Source organism: Lentzea xerophila (assembly GCF_051094245.1).
Classification (GTDB): Bacteria; Actinomycetota; Actinomycetes; order Mycobacteriales; family Pseudonocardiaceae; genus Lentzea; species Lentzea xerophila.
Genome location: NZ_CP194934.1, coordinates 7,826,755 through 7,840,893, shown reverse-complemented (window position 1 = coordinate 7,840,893; position 14,139 = coordinate 7,826,755). Strand labels below are relative to the sequence as shown.

Genomic DNA, 14,139 nt, shown 5'->3' with positions numbered 1-14,139 from the left:
CGTCATGTCTGACGCTGACAGGATCGTCGAGTTCGTCTACGAGGTCGGCCAGCTCAAACGCCTGCCCAGAGCGGGGTGGCTCTTCGCCGGGGTGCCGAACCCCGAGTCGGTGGCCGCCCACTCGTTCCGGGTGGGCGTTCTCGCGTACGCGATCGCCGTGCAGGAGGGCGCGAACCCGGACCGGGCCGCGACCCTGGGCCTCTTCCACGACGTGCCCGAGGCGCGGATCGGCGACATCCCGTACGTCGGCAAGCTCTACCTCGACGTGAAGATGCCGCCCGAGGCCGTGGCCAGGGACCAGGTCCAGCACCTGCCGGCGCCGCTGGCCGCGCACATCGAGGCGCTCGTCGCCGAGCACGAGTCCGCCAAGGGCGACGACCACACGCCCGAGGCGCGCTGCTCGCGGGACGCGGACAAGCTCGAGCTCCTGCTGCAGGCCAGGGAGTACCAGGCCGCGGGGATCTCGAAGATGGAGCGCTTCATCCAGACCATGCAGGCGTCGGTGGTCACCAGCACCGGCAAGGCCCTGCTCGACTCGGCCCTGCGGATCGCCCCGAGCGAGTGGTGGGAGGCGTTCGGCAAGCGTTGATCAGCGGGTGACGTCGACGACCCACGAGCCGCGCATGAGCGGCTGGCCGGTCTCCAGCACCGCGCCGGCCGCCTCGTGCACCTCGATGCGCAGCAGCTGGTCGGAGTCGTCCGGCACGGCCAGCGTGTAGGCGTAGTCGTCGCCCTTGCCGAGCAACGGCGAGGTGCAGCCCTCCTGCACGCGAGCGGCGTTCTCGTACACGCACACGACCTCCCAGAGGCCGTCCGCGAGCTGTCCGTCCACCGAGATCTGCACGACCTTGCCCGGCGGCACCTTCAACGTGCCCGGCGCGTTCTTCTCGGCGCAGTTGGAGCCTTCGACGTCGCAGTAGATCGTCGGCTCGATGCGGATGGTCTCGCCGTTCGCGTAGAACGTGACCTCGGGGTCGTGCTGTTGCAGCGAGCACCCGGACAGCACGAGAACGCTGGCAGCCATTACGGAAGCAAGTCGACGCACGTCAGGAAGCCTACGGGGTCGCCTGAGCCGGCCTGCGGACGAGCCTGCCGACGAGCAGGTGCAACGACGTGCCGTTGCGGTACATCCACGTCTGGGTGAGGCCCAGCGCGAGCAGCACGGACAGCACCAGGAAGCCGACCCAGAACGTCGCGGGCAGCAGCACGCCGAGTGCGCCGCCGAAGACCCACGCGAGCTGCAGGATCGTCTCGGAGCGGCCGAACGCCGACGCGCGCGACTCGTCCGGCAGGTCGTCCTGGATCACCGCGTCGAGACTGATCTTGGCGAGCGACGACGCCGTCGCGCCCAGCAGGCCGACGATCGCGGCGGTGACGAGGCCGGGCAGCACGGCGGCGACGACGGTCGCGACGAGTGCCGTGGCGACGCAGCCGATGACCACCTCGTCCGGTCTGCCGAAGTGCTGGCGCGCGCCGATCGCGTTGCCGAGGAAGCTGCCCACGCCCGCGGCACCGGCGATCACGCCGAGCAGCAGGAGCTGCCGGACCGCGTCGCCCTCGGTCTGCGCGCGGACCACGAAAGCCGCGAACAGCGTGAGGAACCCCGTCAGCATGCGGATGGAACCGGCGCCCCACAAGGCGACCACGATGTGCCGGGACACGGGTTGCTTGGCGGACCTGGACCGCAGCGTCGCCGGGACCTCGCCCTCGGTCACCTCGACCCACGACGGGATCTTCATGCACAGCCACGCGTTCACCAGGGACAACGCGGCGGTGAACCACAGCGCGCCGGGCGAGCCGAACAGGTTCGCGAAGCCCGCCGCGACCGCACCGAACACCGCACCCGCCGCCAGCCCGAAGACCGTCATGCGGGCGTTGGTCTTCGACAGCGTGATGTCCGGCGGCAGGATGCGCGGGGTGATCGCGGACTTGAGCACGGTGAACGACTTGCTCAGCACCATGCTGCCGAGCGCGGCCGGGTACAGCAGCCAGTTGTCGAAGTTCAGCGCCATCACGACCGACAGCCCGATCCGCAGCACGCAGGACGCCGCGAGGGCGAGCCGCCGGCCGCGTTGGATCCTGTCGAGCAACGGGCCGATCACCGGCGCGATCAACGCGAACGGCGCGACCGTGATCAGCAGGTAGAGCGCGACCTTGGTCTTGGACTCGGCGGTCGCCGCGCTGAAGAACAGCGTGTTCGCCAGCGCGACGGCCATCGCGGCGTCGGCGGCGTAGTTCATCATCACCGCGTAGGTGACCGACGTCATGCCGGACTTGCCGGCCCCGTCGGCGCGGGCCGCGCGCCGGAACGCCGCGACCGCCTGCTGCGAGAGCTGCTTGCCCCGGAACCACGCGACGCGCGTGACCGTGAGCTTGCGCGGCGGCTTGGGCGTCGGTGTCGTCTGCTGATCGGAGTTCGGCAGCGGCCGAGTGTTCTGCGGGCGGCGCGGAGGCGGCTGGAAACCGTGTTCGGACGCGGGTCCGCGGCGCTCCCGCGGCTGGTACTCGTCGTCCTGCCACGGGTAGCGCTTCGGAGTCTGTCCGTCACTCCGTCCGCGGTCGCCGGTCACACCGTCAATCCTGCCCCATCCCGTTGAACCTCACTCGGAAGATGGTGGGCCAGTTCTTGCCTGTGACCAGGAACTCGTCGGTGCCGGGGACGTGCGCGATGCCGTTGAGGACGTCCACGTCGCCGGTGGGCTTGAGCGAGGACAGGTCGTAGGTGTTCGTCACCTGGCCGCCGGCGGGGTCGATGCGGACGATCTCGTCGGTCTTCCACACGTTCGCCCACACCAAGCCGTCGACGCACTCCAGCTCGTTGAGCTGCTCCAGAGGCTTGCCGTTGCGGCTGACCTGCACACTTCCGGTCTCGGCGAACGACTTCGGGTCGCGGAAGGTCAGCTTCGCGGTGCCGTCGCTCATGACCAGGCGCTGACCGTCGTCGCAGATGCCCCAGCCCTCGCCCTCGTAGGAGACCCGGCGGAGCTCCTCCAGGGTCGCGCGGTCGCGTTCGATCGCGACGCCGTTGCGCCAGGTGATCTGCCAGATGGTGTCGCCGACGACGGTGATGCCCTCGCCGAAGAAGTCCGGGGGCAGATCGACCTTCTTCCGCACGCTGCCGCTCGACGGATCGAGCGCGCGCATCGTCGACTGGCCCTCCAGCCCGGTGCCCTCGTAGAGGACGCCGTCGACCAGTTCCAACCCCTGGGTGAACGCCGACGTGTCGTGCGGAATCTTTTGCAGGACTTCTACCTGCGGCTTTGCTTCCTGCTGAGTCGAGCACGCGGCCAGAACCGCGACGACGACCAGCCAGACGGGTGAGCGCACCCAACGGAGGGTGGCACGAGTTTTCGTCCCGGCGAAGACCTGCGGCACAATTCATGATGTGACCGCGACTGAGATGCTCCTCGACGCCGTTGATCTCGCCCGCGCCGCCGCTCAGGAAGAGGCGGGTGTGGACAGCGTCGGCGCTCACGTCGGTGTGCACGGTGAGGACGAGTACTCCGTCACGCACCTGTTCGACGCCGAGCACGCGGGCTACCGCGGCTGGACCTGGGCCGTGACCGTCGCCTACGCGGGCGAGGGCACCCCGGTGTCGGTCAGCGAGGTCGTGCTGTTGCCGGGCCAGGACGCCCTGGTCGCCCCCGAGTGGGTGCCGTGGAGCGAACGGGTCCGTGCCGGCGACCTCGGCGTCGGCGACCTGATGCCACCCCGCGAGGACGACCCGCGCCTGGTCGAGGCCTACGTGCAGTCGGACGACCCGGCCGTCGAGGAGGTGGCGCTGGAGATCGGCCTCGGCCGCACCCGCGTCCTGTCCCGCGAGGGCCGCCTCGAGGCCGCGGACCGCTGGGCGTCCTCGGACTTCGGCCCGCGTTCGGACATGGCCCGTAGCGCCCCCGCGCACTGCGGCACCTGCGGCTTCTACACCCGCGTGGCCGGCGCGTTCGGCGCCGCGTTCGGCGTCTGCGCGAACGAGATCGCTCCGGCGGACGGCCGCGTCGTGCACGTCGAGTACGGCTGCGGCGCGCACTCGCAGGTCGAGGTCGACATCAGCCCGATGGTGCCGGTCGCCGACCTGGTCTACGACGACGCCCAGCTGGATGTTCTGGACGTTTCGGAGTGACCGACCCGTTCGGGACCGAGGCCCTGCGCACCTCGGTCCTCGCCGCGTGGCGTGGTTCGCCCACCCGCTTCCGTGAAGACGCGAACGCCGAGGAAGACCTCCGGCTCGGTGGCTACCGGGACCGGCTGCTCGTCGAGCTCGCCCAGAACGCGGCCGACGCGGCCGGTGCCGAGCCCGGTGTGCTGCGGATCACCCTGGTCGACGGTGAGCTCCGTGCCGCGAACACGGGTGCGCCGCTGACCGCTGCCGGCGTCGCGGCGCTGGCGTCGTTGCGTGCGTCGGCGAAGGAGTCCGGCGTGGGGCAGTTCGGTGTCGGCTTCGCGGCCGTGCTGGCCGTGACCGACGCGCCGCGCGTGGTGTCCGTGTCGGGCGGCGTGGAGTTCTCCGCCGCCCGTACCCGTGCCGAGGTGCCGGAACTGGCCTCCGAGCGCGGCGGCGACGTGCCGGTGCTGCGGCTGGTGTGGCCGGTGACGGAGGACGTGCCGGCCGGCTTCACGACCGAGATCCGGCTGCCGCTGAAGGTCGACCTCTCGCTCGACGACCTGGCCGCGGAGGTGCCCGATCTCCTGCTGGCGCTGCCCGGTCTGCGGCGCGTCGAGGTCGGCTCCCAGTCGTGGGAACGCTTCGTCACCGCGGACGGCGTCGTCACCGTCGGCTCGTCGCGCTGGCTGGTCGAGCGCACGGTCGGCGAACTGCCCGCCGAGCTGGTGCAGGGCGTCGAGCACCGTCCTCAGTGGACTGTCTCGTGGGCCTACCCGCTGGACGCGCCGCTGGGCGAGGACGTGCTGCACGCGCCGACGCCGACCGACGAGCGCCTGTCGCTGCCCGCCCGCCTGATCGCGACCCTGCCGGTCGAACCGTCGCGCCGCCGGATCCTGCCAGGCGCGGCCGCGTGGTCGGTGCTCGACGCCGCCGCTGCCTCTTATCCGGCCCTGGTCGCCCGTGTTCCGGCGGTCGAGCGGACCGCGCTGGTGCCGCTGCCGGGCTTCCCGCTGTCCGAAGTGGACGATCGGCTGCGAACGGCGGTGCTGCGCTCGTTGCGTGCCGCCGCCTGGCTGCCGCTGGCCTCCGGCGAGTGGATCGAGCCCGCGCGAGCCCGCGTCCTGGACGTCGGCTCCGAGGAGCTCGTCGACCTCGTCGAGGACGCCCTGCCCGGACTGCTGGACGCCGAACTCTCCGCCCCGGCGCACGCGAAGGCGTTGGCAGCACTGGAAGTTCCGCGGGTTTCGACGGCCGACGTGGTCGCCGCGCTGGCCGGCGTCTCCGGCGACCCCGGCTGGTGGCACGACGTCTACGCCGCCTTCGCGCCGCTGGCCGAGGTGGACCCGGACGTGCGCGAGGCCCTGCGGTCGCTGCCGGTGCCGCTGGCCGACGGCCGCGTCGTCACGGGCCCGCACACGACGCTGATCGCCGACGAACCGTTGCCGGGCCTGCGGGTCGTGCACCCGGACGCCGTGCACCCGTTGCTGGTGCGGCTGGGCGCGGTCGAGGCCGGGGCTTCCGAGCTGCTGGCCGATCCCGCGTTGCGCGAGAACGTGGCGCGGTCGGTGGAGGACGCCGAGGCCGGACTCGACGGGTACGACCTGGTCGAGACGGTGCTGCGGCTGGTCGACCGGGCGGGCGTGCGCGCCGGCGAGGAACCGTGGCTCGGGGCGTTGGCCCTGCCCGACGGTGACGGTGAGTGGCACCGCGCCGACGAGCTCCTGCTGCCCGACTCCCCGTTGGTCGGCGTGGTCGAGTCCGACGCGTTCCCGTTGCTGTCCAAGGAGATCGCCGAGAGCTACCCGCGGGCCGCGCTGGTCGCCGCCGGTGTGGTGGACGGGTTCTCGGTGGTCGTCGACGACGAGCCCTCCGGGCCGGACCACGACCTCGCCGACGAGTCCGCGTGGTGGTCCTCCGTGCCGGACGAACCCGCACGCGTGGTGGCCGTCCGGGACCTGGACCTGGTCGCCGACTGGCCCGCGGCGCTGCGGCTGCTGGCCTCCGACCCGGTGACCTGGCGCGCGGTGACCGAGCCCGACGGGTACACGGGCTGGTGGATCGCCCGGCACGCGTCGCTGGCAGGCAAGGCGCCGCGGGAGTACCGGCTGGCCGACGCCGCGTTGCTGTCCGGGCTCTTCGACCCCGTGCCGGACCTCGAACTGCCCGAGCACGTGCTGCGGGCGGCCGGTGTCCGGTCGTCGCTGGAGATCTGGGACGACGACGACGCCGAGTTCGTGCTGGACCGGCTCGGGGATCCGGACCGCGTGGTCGCGGACGCCGTGGTGCTGCGGGCTCACGCGGCTCTGCCGGAGGGGGATTTCGCTCCGCCCGAACGGGTTCGGGTGCTGAGCGGGGCCGTGGCCCCGGCGGACGAGGTCGTCGTGCTGGACCATCCCTGGCTGCTGGGCGTGGTGCCCGCGTCCCGGGTGCTGCTCGCCGACGGGTCCGAGGAGCTTGCGGACCTGCTGGACCTCGCGCTGGCGTCCGAGGAGTTCGACGGGTCGCCGGACCACGTCGGGGCCGTCGTGTCCTGGGCTGATCTCGCGGCTGTCCGGATGGCCTGCGAGCTGCTCGAGGTCGCGTTGCCCGACGGGGTCGTCGTCGTCCACGACGAGTTGCACGTCGACGGGCAGCGGGTCGAGTGGTGGATGGCCGACGGTGTTCCCCATGCCGCCGACACGCCTGAGGGGCTCGCCAGGGCCCTTGCCTGGGTCTCCGGACGGTGGGGGGACCGGCACACGTTCGCCGCGCTGATCACCGATCCGTCGGCGGCCACGCTGCTGGGTTAGCGGGCTACCTCCGCGGGCTCCGGCCGTGGCTCCGCCGAGGTCTGCTTCCGTCGCCGCAGCCGTGGTTTGCCGATGTCGCCACGCCGCACCAGGATGATCCACGCGGTGATCGCCACGATCGCCGACGCGGCACCGCCGACGACGATCGGCGCCCGGCCGTTGAGCTCGCCCAGCCAGCCCATCAGCGGGCCGCCCACCGGGTTGCCGCCGAGGAAGACCAGCATGTAGATGCCCATCACGCGGCCGCGCATCTCGGGTTCGACGGCCAGCTGGATGGTGGCGTTCGCGGTCGTGTTGAACGTCATCATCGCGATGCCGACCGGGATCATCATCAGGCCGGTCAGGATCATCGTCGGCATCAACCCCGAGACGACTTCCAGGACGCCGAAGACGATCGCGGAGCCGATGAACACGGTGAGCTTGGGGGTCTTGCGGCGGGCGGCCCACATCGCGCCGGCGAGGGTGCCCACGGCGATCAGGGTGGAGAGCAGGCCGTAGGCGTCGGCGTCGCCGCCGAAGACGTTGCGGGCCATGATCGCCAGGGTCATGTAGAAGTTCATGCCCAGCGTCGCGACGAAGAAGACCAGCAGCATCACGGTCAGCAGGTCCGGGCGGCCGCGGACGTAGCGCAGGCCGGAGAGGAGCTGACCTTTCTCGCGTGGCAGGGGCTCGGAGCGCAGCAGCTGCGACGTGCGCATCAGCCAGATGCCGCCCACGACGCCGACAAAGCTGATGGCGTTGGCCAGGAAGACCCAGCCGGTGCCGATCGCCACGATCGTCACGCCCGCGATCGCCGGGCCGATGATGCGGGCCAGGTTGAACATCATCGAGTTGATCGCGACGGCGTTGGTCAGGGACTCGCGGCCCACCATCTCGACGACGAACGACTGGCGCACCGGCGTTTCCACCGCCGAGAACGCACCCAGCAGAAGACAGAGCAGATAGACGTGCCAGAGCTCGACCACGCCGGTGACGTCGAGGAGACCCAGCGCCAGGGCGCAGAGGCCGAGCGCGGACTCGAGCCAGAGCAGGAGCTTGCGCTTGTCCAGGCGGTCGGCGAGGACGCCGCCCCACATGGAGAGCAGCAGAACGGGGAGGAACTGCAGGGAGGCGGCGATACCCAGGGCCATGGCGGAGCCGTTGGAGAGCTCCAGGACCAGCCAGTCCTGAGCCACCCGCTGCATCCACACGCCGACCAGCGAGATGATCTGGCCGGACGCGTAGAGGCGATAGTTGTAGATGCCTAAGGAACCGAACATTCCGGTACGACGAGGTGGCGAACCGTCTGATCCACCACCCGCGTAACCCGACACGTCCTTACTGCCCCGCCATCCTGTCGATGATGTCAGCGGCCCGGGCCAGCAGTTCCCGTTCTTCCGGGTCCAGCTCCGCGAGCTTCTTGTCCAGCCACGCTTCGCGGGCCGTGATCTCGTCCTCGAGGTACGACAAGCCTTCGCCGGTCAGCTCGACAATGGCTTGACGGCCGTCAGTGGGGTGCGGGCTGCGCGTCGCGAAGCCGAACTCCTCCAGGGCGGCGATCACGCGCGTCATCGACGGCGGCTGCACGCCTTCCTTGGCCGCCAGTTCGCCTGGGGTCAGCGGTCCGCACTTGTGCAGAGTGGACAGAGCTGACACCTGGGTGAGCGACACCGACGAGTTGGTGCGCTGGGCCCGCAGGCGGCGGTTGAGCCGGACGACGGCAAGCCTCAGCCTGCTCGCCAGTCCGTGCTGATCTGTCGCCACGTAGTTAGCATACCTCACGAAATAGTTTCACGCCGAATGGTCAGGCGACCAGGCTCTGGATGGGTGCGAGCGCGAAGTAGACGACGAACGCGGCCGCCACGATCCACATCAGCGGGTGGATGCCGCGGGCCTTGCCGGTCAGGGCCTTGAGCAGCACGTAGCTGACGAAGCCGGCGCCGATGCCGTTCGCGATCGAGTAGGTGAACGGCATGACGACGATCGTCAGGAACGCGGGGAGGGCGATGGTGAAGTCGGTGAAGTCGATCTCGCGGATCTGCATCATCATCAACGCGCCGACGATCACCAGCGCGGGCGCGGCCGCCTCGATCGGCACGACCTCGTAGAGCGGGGTGAAGAACATCGCCAGCAGGAACAGCAGGCCGGTCACGACGTTCGCGAGGCCCGTCCTGGCGCCCTCCGCGATCCCGGACGCCGACTCGATGTAGACGGTGTTCGACGAGCTGGAGGCGGCCCCACCGGCCACGGCGCCCAGGCCGTCGACGAACAGGGCCTTGCTGACGTTCGGCAGCTGGCCGTCCTTGTCGATCAGGTCCGCTTCCTTGCCGAGGCCGGTCATCGTGCCGACGGTGTCGAAGAAGTCGGTCAGGACCAGCGTGAACACGATCAGCGCGGCGGCCAGGGCCGGGAGCCTCGTCCAGGCGCCGAACGACACCTCGCCGAGCAGGGAGAGGTCCGGGACGCCGAAGAACTCGTCGGGCAGGGCGGGATAGCCGAGGTTCCAGCCCTTGGCGTTGACGCCGGCGGACGGCCCGGCCTTGACGATCGCCTCGAGGACGATCGCGAAGATCGCCGTCGCGACGATGCCGATGAGGATCGCGCCCTTGACCCTGCGCGCGAACAGCACGCCCGTGACCACGAGTCCGACGACGAAGACGAGGGTCGGCCAGCTCGCGATCGAGCCGTTGATGCCGAGCCCGACCGGCACCGTGGTGTTGGCGGCGTCCGGCAGGCGGCGGACGAAACCGGCGTCGACCAGGCCGATGAAGGTGATGAAGAGGCCGATGCCGACGGCGATCGCGGCCTTGAGCTCGTTCGGCACGGCGTTGAACACCGCGGTCCGCACACCCGTGACGACCAGCAGCAGCACGACCAGGCCGTTGACCAGGATGAGGCCCATCGCCTCCGGCCACGAGACCTTCGCGGCCACCGAAACCGCGACGAACGAGTTGATGCCGAGCCCCGTGGCCAGCGCGAACGGGTAGTTCGCGATCAGTCCGAACAGGATGGTCATGACACCGGCGACCAACGCCGTCACCGCGGCGACCTGGCCCACGGGGAGGATGTTGCCGAGCACGTCCGGGTGCGCGCCGGGTCCCGTCGGGGCGAAGCTGCCGATGATCAGCGGGTTCAGCACGACGATGTAGGCCATCGTGAAGAAGGTCACGACACCGCCGCGCACTTCGCGCGACACGGTCGACCCGCGCTCGGAAATCTTGAAGAACCCGTCCAGCATCTGCTCTCCTTACGATGTGTCCGAACGCGACTCCGCCCCGCACCCGCCTTCGTTGCCGCACAGGCTGGCAGACCCCGTGCCTGTCGTGCTGGGTGGCACCGCGCTGTGGTTCCTCGGTTTCCTGGTGGTGCTCGTCGTCGACCGCTCGAACAGCACCCTGCTCTGGACGACCCTGTCCGGCGGTCTGCTCGGGATCATCGGTTACGGAGTCTTCTACTGGCAACGCCGTGCCGCGAGGCGAGGATCACGCGGGGCTCAGCAGGGCCTCGGCGACGCCTAGTTGTCCGTCAGTTTCGGGTTCGGTACCGGACCGAAGTCCCCGGTGCTCGGCCCCTTGAGCGCACGCGCGAGCTCCGGATCGGCGTGCACGATCGCGGTGTTGGCCCACTCATGTACGGACTGCGCGAGCAGGGACCACTGGCCGAGCTCGGCGGACGCCAGGATCGCCCGGACGAACTCCTGGACGAACTCGGCGCGGTCGGACTTCGGCAGTACCGAGATCCACGGGAACTCGTCGAGCAGCGCATCCGCCACGGCGTCGGGACCCGCGTGCCGGAACAGCGATCGCATGGCGCGGGCCGCGGTGACCGCTCCGCTGTGCCGATACGCGTGGTGGTCGGCCCGCACCAGCATCAGGTCTGCCCCGTCGCGCCGCTTGACGCGCACCTCGTGTTGGTCGGCGATGGCGGCGACGCTCTTGGGATCGCGCGCCAGCTCGCTCCACTGCACTTCGTTGACGATGTTCACCCGTCAATTCTGAACTTATTCCGAATTGAAAGCAACTGCATGATCGGGTGTGATCACGAGCATGATCCTGGCCACCGACTGGGTGCGGCTGCTGATCGTCTGCGTCGTCTTCACCGCGGCCGCCGGCGCCATCGCGTGGTTCACCGGTCTCACCAGGCCGCAGCCGTTCGTCAAGGCGGCGGCACGCGCCGTCGTCCAGCTCGCGGCCGTGTCCGCCGTGATCACGTTCGTCCTGACCCACCTCGGGCTCACGTGGGCGTTCCTCGCTGTGATGGCGGTCGTGGCCACCGCGACCTCGGCTCGCCGCACCAAGACCGGCCGCAGGGGCGCCTGGGTGGCGCTCGCGATCCTGGTGGGCACCGTGCCCGCGCTCGGTCTGCTGCTCGCGCTCGGTCTGCTGCCGGTCGAGGGCATCGCGCTGATCCCGGTGGGTGGCATCCTGATCGGCGGCGCGATGACGGCCACGACGCTCTCGTCCCGCCGCGCCCTCGACACCCTGCATGATCGCCGCGGCGAGTACGAGGCGGCGCTGGCGCTGGGGTTCCTCGAACCGGCGGCGGTGCGGCTGCTCGTCCGGCAGCCCGCCGCCGAGGCGTTGCTGCCGCCGCTCGACCAGACCAGGACCGTCGGCCTGGTCACCCTTCCGGGTGCTTTTGTCGGGATGCTGCTGGGCGGCGCGCCGGTCTGGCAGGCCGGTGCCCTGCAGATCGTGGTGCTCCTGGCCCTGCTGGCCGTCGAGGCCGCCGCCGTCGCCACCGTGGTCGAGCTCGTCGCGAGAGGTTTGATCAGGAGGACTTCCCAGGAAGGCGAAGTTAGGCTAACCTAAGTCTCGTCGCTTCGTGGTGGGAGCGGCAGTCAGTTCGGGAACGGACGAGGCCCCCGCTCTGGGCAGAGCGGGGGCCTCGTCGTGTTCGGCAGCGGGGGCTTGTCGGAGCATCCACCGCCGAAGCTCAGGTCAGAGCCGCAGACCGTTCTGGCCGGCGCGCGCGGCCTCGAAGCGGGCCGACACGTCCTCCCAGTTGACGACGTTCCACAGCGCCGAGATGTAGTCGGCCTTCAGGTTGCGGTACTGCAGGTAGTACGCGTGCTCCCAGATGTCGAACGCGAGCAGCGGCGTGGTCGCGATCGACAGGTTCGAGTGGTGGTCCTTGAGCTGCAGGGTCACCAGCTTCTGGCCGATCGGCTCCCACGCGAGGATGCCCCAGCCAGAGCCCTGGATGGAGGACGCGGCCGCGTTGAGCTGGCCGCGGAACTTGTCGAACGAGCCGAAGTGCTCGTCGATCGCGGCCGCGAGCTCGCCGACCGGCTTGTCGCCTCCGTTGGGCGAGAGGTTCTTCCACCACACCTGGTGCAGCGCGTGGCCCGCCAGGTGGAACGCCAGCGTGGTCTCGAGGCCGACGATGGAGCCGAAGGACTCCTTGTCGCGGGCTTCCTCGATCTGCTCCAGCGTGTCGTTCGCGCCCTTCACGTAGGCGGCGTGGTGCTTGCCGTGGTGCAGCTCGTTGATCTCACCGATGATCGCCGGCTCGAGGTCGCCGTAGTCGTAGTCGAGATCCGGCAGCACGTACTGGCTCATGACGTCTCCCCAATTGCATTCTCTTGGCTCTTGCAATCTACTAGCAACAAGGTCGAGTCAACCAGCCTCGGGCGTCCGTGCCGCCGGAGCGTGTCCGTGCCGACAGCGAGGAATATTTCGCTGTCGTCCGGTCCGAGGTCCGGAGGTTGGGGAGGGGTCGTTGCGCGACCACCAAGCCCGCCGTGCGCGACGAAACCATTTCGATTCGCCGGCTATCGAACGGCTGGAACACGCGCGCGAACGTGACGAGGGCACGTTGTCGCTGGTCACGCGCGATCGACGGCTCGCTTCCGCCGTGCGGGTGATCACCAGAGCAAGGTGTGTGACCTTCTCACGTTTCCGCGTGTGAAGGGTGGAAGATATGTGTCATGACCACCGAGGAGGACTGGCCGGTCGAACAGACCTGGTCGATGCGCAACACCCACTGGCACGCCTATGTGGAGCACACGTCACTCGACCACGCCTCTCCTCGGCAGGTTCGGCTGGAACGCACCCCTGAGGAAGTGCTGACGTCGCCGGCTGAGGTCGCGGCCTGGCTGGAGGTCAACCTCCGCAGCGCGACCCGGCCGGAGGAGACCGGCAAGAAACGTGTGAAGGACGAGCGCGACTTCACCGACTCGAACCGCGTGCACGCCTCGCTGGCGTCGCGCGGCGAGTCGATCTACACGGGCGTGAAGGGTGAGCTGACGCTGGCCGTCGAGGCCGTGACGCCGGACGAGTGCCGGACTTCCCACGACGGTGCGGACGTCGCGCCGCTGAAGTCCGGACGGCGCCGCTAGATTCGAGCCCCTGGGGAGTTTCGCTCTGGGGGAGTTGTGAAGCGGTTTCTGCCGAATGCCGGCGCGCTGGTCCTGGTCGTGGCGCTCGTCGGTGCGGTGGTGTGGCTGAGGCCTGACCCACCGGCGCCGGTGCAGCCGCCGGCGGTCGTTCTGCAGTACGTGGACGGTTCGACGCTGTGGAGCAGTGCCGACGGCGGGCCGCGGTCGCACCTCGTGAACCGGGTGGTCACGGAGCTCGACGAGCAGGGGCTGTCGCTCGACCGGCTCCGGACCGGCGGTGCCGTGGTCCAGACGACGATCGACGGAAAGGCGCAGGCGGAGGCTGCCGCTGTCGTCGGGCGGCTGGTCGCTTCGCGGCCGGGTGGTCCGGGCGCATCGGTGACCGCGATCGGTGCGGAGTCGGGCGACGTGCGGGTGTACTTCGGCCACGGCCGGGACACCGATCTGGCGGGCGGCGAGCCGAAGGAAGTGGCAGCGGAGGTGCTCCGCCCGCTCACTGACGCGGGTGCGCCGAACCTGGTGCGAGAGCGGATGAGCCCGCTGGAGGTGACGGCGGCGTACGCGGTCATCGCTGACGGAGGCTTCCAGCGCCAGCCGTATTTCGTCTCCAAGGTCACCGGCGCGGACGGTTCGCTGCTGTACCGGAAGGTGGTCGTCACCGACATCGCGGTCGACCAGCAGGTGGCGGACCGGGTCACCGCGCGGCTCAAGGAGCGGCCCGGTTGCAACGGGGTCGCCTGCGTGCCTGGCGCGCACCCGTGGACCGTCGGCTACACCCCGCAGCTGGCGGTCGCGGTGTTCGTGGACCAGGCCGCTGCCGATGACACCGACCTGACCAGGGTGGTGTGGCAGGAGTTCCTGGCTTCGTTGGCAGGGTGAGGTTCGGCCGGGATCGTGCGGCGGGGCGAGGCCGGCGGCGCCGTTGA

Annotated in this window: 15 protein-coding genes; 7 read left to right on the top strand and 8 right to left on the bottom strand. The window is 70.1% G+C overall.

Going from position 1 to position 14,139, the window contains the following annotated elements:
- The first annotated feature begins 4 nt into the window (after positions 1–4).
- Positions 5–589 carry an HD domain-containing protein gene (locus ACRSBM_RS37525; protein WP_434451290.1) on the top strand — a complete coding sequence of 195 codons (585 nt, stop codon included), beginning with the start codon at positions 5–7 and terminating at the stop codon, positions 587–589.
- On the opposite strand, the gene ACRSBM_RS37520 is transcribed toward ACRSBM_RS37525, so the two are convergent.
- The 3 genes from ACRSBM_RS37520 to ACRSBM_RS37510 are packed head-to-tail and all read right to left on the bottom strand — an operon-like array spanning position 590 to position 3,327.
- Positions 590–1,024: a DUF2771 family protein gene (locus ACRSBM_RS37520; RefSeq protein ID WP_434451288.1), complete on the bottom strand. Its 435-nt coding sequence runs from the start codon at positions 1,022–1,024 to the stop codon at positions 590–592.
- A gap of 31 nt (positions 1,025–1,055) precedes the next feature.
- The gene (locus ACRSBM_RS37515; protein WP_434451285.1) at positions 1,056–2,570 is read right to left on the bottom strand and encodes an MFS transporter; all 1,515 of its coding nucleotides are present in this window, start codon (positions 2,568–2,570) and stop codon (positions 1,056–1,058) included.
- A gap of 4 nt (positions 2,571–2,574) precedes the next feature.
- Complete coding sequence (locus tag ACRSBM_RS37510) at positions 2,575–3,327, bottom strand: glutaminyl-peptide cyclotransferase (protein ID WP_434451283.1); 753 nt, start codon at positions 3,325–3,327, stop codon at positions 2,575–2,577.
- A 58-nt stretch (positions 3,328–3,385) separates the two neighbouring features.
- Here ACRSBM_RS37510 and ACRSBM_RS37505 point away from each other — a divergent pair, with 58 nt between their 5' ends.
- Both ACRSBM_RS37505 and ACRSBM_RS37500 read left to right on the top strand, forming a co-directional pair.
- Complete coding sequence (locus tag ACRSBM_RS37505; RefSeq protein WP_434451281.1) at positions 3,386–4,123, top strand: DUF3027 domain-containing protein; 738 nt, start codon at positions 3,386–3,388, stop codon at positions 4,121–4,123.
- Entirely contained in the window at positions 4,120–6,894 is a 2,775-nt protein-coding gene (locus tag ACRSBM_RS37500) for a sacsin N-terminal ATP-binding-like domain-containing protein (protein WP_434451279.1), read from the top strand. The genes ACRSBM_RS37505 and ACRSBM_RS37500 overlap by 4 nt, the downstream gene beginning before the upstream one ends.
- Here ACRSBM_RS37500 and ACRSBM_RS37495 read toward each other — a convergent pair.
- The 3 genes from ACRSBM_RS37495 to ACRSBM_RS37485 are packed head-to-tail and all read right to left on the bottom strand — an operon-like array spanning position 6,891 to position 10,111.
- Positions 6,891–8,153, bottom strand: coding sequence for an MFS transporter (locus tag ACRSBM_RS37495; protein WP_434451276.1), 1,263 nt, complete (start codon positions 8,151–8,153; stop codon positions 6,891–6,893). The two genes, ACRSBM_RS37500 and ACRSBM_RS37495, sit on opposite strands and share 4 nt — an antisense overlap.
- A gap of 58 nt (positions 8,154–8,211) precedes the next feature.
- Positions 8,212–8,637, bottom strand: coding sequence for a MarR family winged helix-turn-helix transcriptional regulator (locus ACRSBM_RS37490; RefSeq protein ID WP_434451274.1), 426 nt, complete (start codon positions 8,635–8,637; stop codon positions 8,212–8,214).
- Positions 8,638–8,677: 40 nt separating this feature from the next.
- A complete protein-coding gene (locus ACRSBM_RS37485) occupies positions 8,678–10,111 on the bottom strand; it encodes an NCS2 family permease (protein ID WP_434451271.1) in 1,434 nt (477 codons plus the stop codon).
- Positions 10,112–10,127: 16 nt separating this feature from the next.
- On the opposite strand from ACRSBM_RS37485, the gene ACRSBM_RS37480 reads away from it, so the two are divergent.
- Positions 10,128–10,391, top strand: coding sequence for a DUF2530 domain-containing protein (locus ACRSBM_RS37480; protein ID WP_434451268.1), 264 nt, complete (start codon positions 10,128–10,130; stop codon positions 10,389–10,391).
- Here the strand turns inward: ACRSBM_RS37480 and ACRSBM_RS37475 are convergent.
- The gene (locus tag ACRSBM_RS37475) at positions 10,388–10,858 is read right to left on the bottom strand and encodes a hypothetical protein (RefSeq protein WP_434451265.1); all 471 of its coding nucleotides are present in this window, start codon (positions 10,856–10,858) and stop codon (positions 10,388–10,390) included. The genes ACRSBM_RS37480 and ACRSBM_RS37475 overlap by 4 nt on opposite strands.
- 61 nt (positions 10,859–10,919) lie before the next feature.
- Here ACRSBM_RS37475 and ACRSBM_RS37470 point away from each other — a divergent pair, with 61 nt between their 5' ends.
- Complete coding sequence (locus ACRSBM_RS37470; protein WP_434451262.1) at positions 10,920–11,684, top strand: ABC transporter permease; 765 nt, start codon at positions 10,920–10,922, stop codon at positions 11,682–11,684.
- A 129-nt stretch (positions 11,685–11,813) separates the two neighbouring features.
- Here the strand turns inward: ACRSBM_RS37470 and ACRSBM_RS37465 are convergent, their stop codons facing one another.
- Positions 11,814–12,434: a superoxide dismutase gene (locus tag ACRSBM_RS37465; protein WP_434451259.1), complete on the bottom strand. Its 621-nt coding sequence runs from the start codon at positions 12,432–12,434 to the stop codon at positions 11,814–11,816.
- 368 nt (positions 12,435–12,802) lie between these two features.
- Here ACRSBM_RS37465 and ACRSBM_RS37460 point away from each other — a divergent pair, with 368 nt between their 5' ends.
- Positions 12,803–13,213 carry a hypothetical protein gene (locus ACRSBM_RS37460; RefSeq protein ID WP_045312902.1) on the top strand — a complete coding sequence of 137 codons (411 nt, stop codon included), beginning with the start codon at positions 12,803–12,805 and terminating at the stop codon, positions 13,211–13,213.
- Positions 13,214–13,249: 36 nt separating this feature from the next.
- Positions 13,250–14,092, top strand: coding sequence for a hypothetical protein (locus ACRSBM_RS37455; protein WP_434451257.1), 843 nt, complete (start codon positions 13,250–13,252; stop codon positions 14,090–14,092).
- Positions 14,093–14,139 lie beyond the last annotated feature (47 nt).

Bases quoted from the DNA above. Each gene is read 5' to 3' on its own strand.
- ACRSBM_RS37525 (WP_434451290.1), top strand. From the start codon at position 5: ATGTCTGACGCTGACAGGATCGTCGAGTTCGTCTACGAGGTCGGCCAG.
- ACRSBM_RS37520 (WP_434451288.1), bottom strand. From the start codon at position 1,024: ATGGCTGCCAGCGTTCTCGTGCTGTCCGGGTGCTCGCTGCAACAGCAC.
- ACRSBM_RS37495 (WP_434451276.1), bottom strand. From the start codon at position 8,153: ATGTTCGGTTCCTTAGGCATCTACAACTATCGCCTCTACGCGTCCGGC.
- ACRSBM_RS37485 (WP_434451271.1), bottom strand. From the start codon at position 10,111: ATGCTGGACGGGTTCTTCAAGATTTCCGAGCGCGGGTCGACCGTGTCG.
- ACRSBM_RS37470 (WP_434451262.1), top strand. From the start codon at position 10,920: ATGATCCTGGCCACCGACTGGGTGCGGCTGCTGATCGTCTGCGTCGTC.
- ACRSBM_RS37465 (WP_434451259.1), bottom strand. From the start codon at position 12,434: ATGAGCCAGTACGTGCTGCCGGATCTCGACTACGACTACGGCGACCTC.
- ACRSBM_RS37460 (WP_045312902.1), top strand. From the start codon at position 12,803: ATGACCACCGAGGAGGACTGGCCGGTCGAACAGACCTGGTCGATGCGC.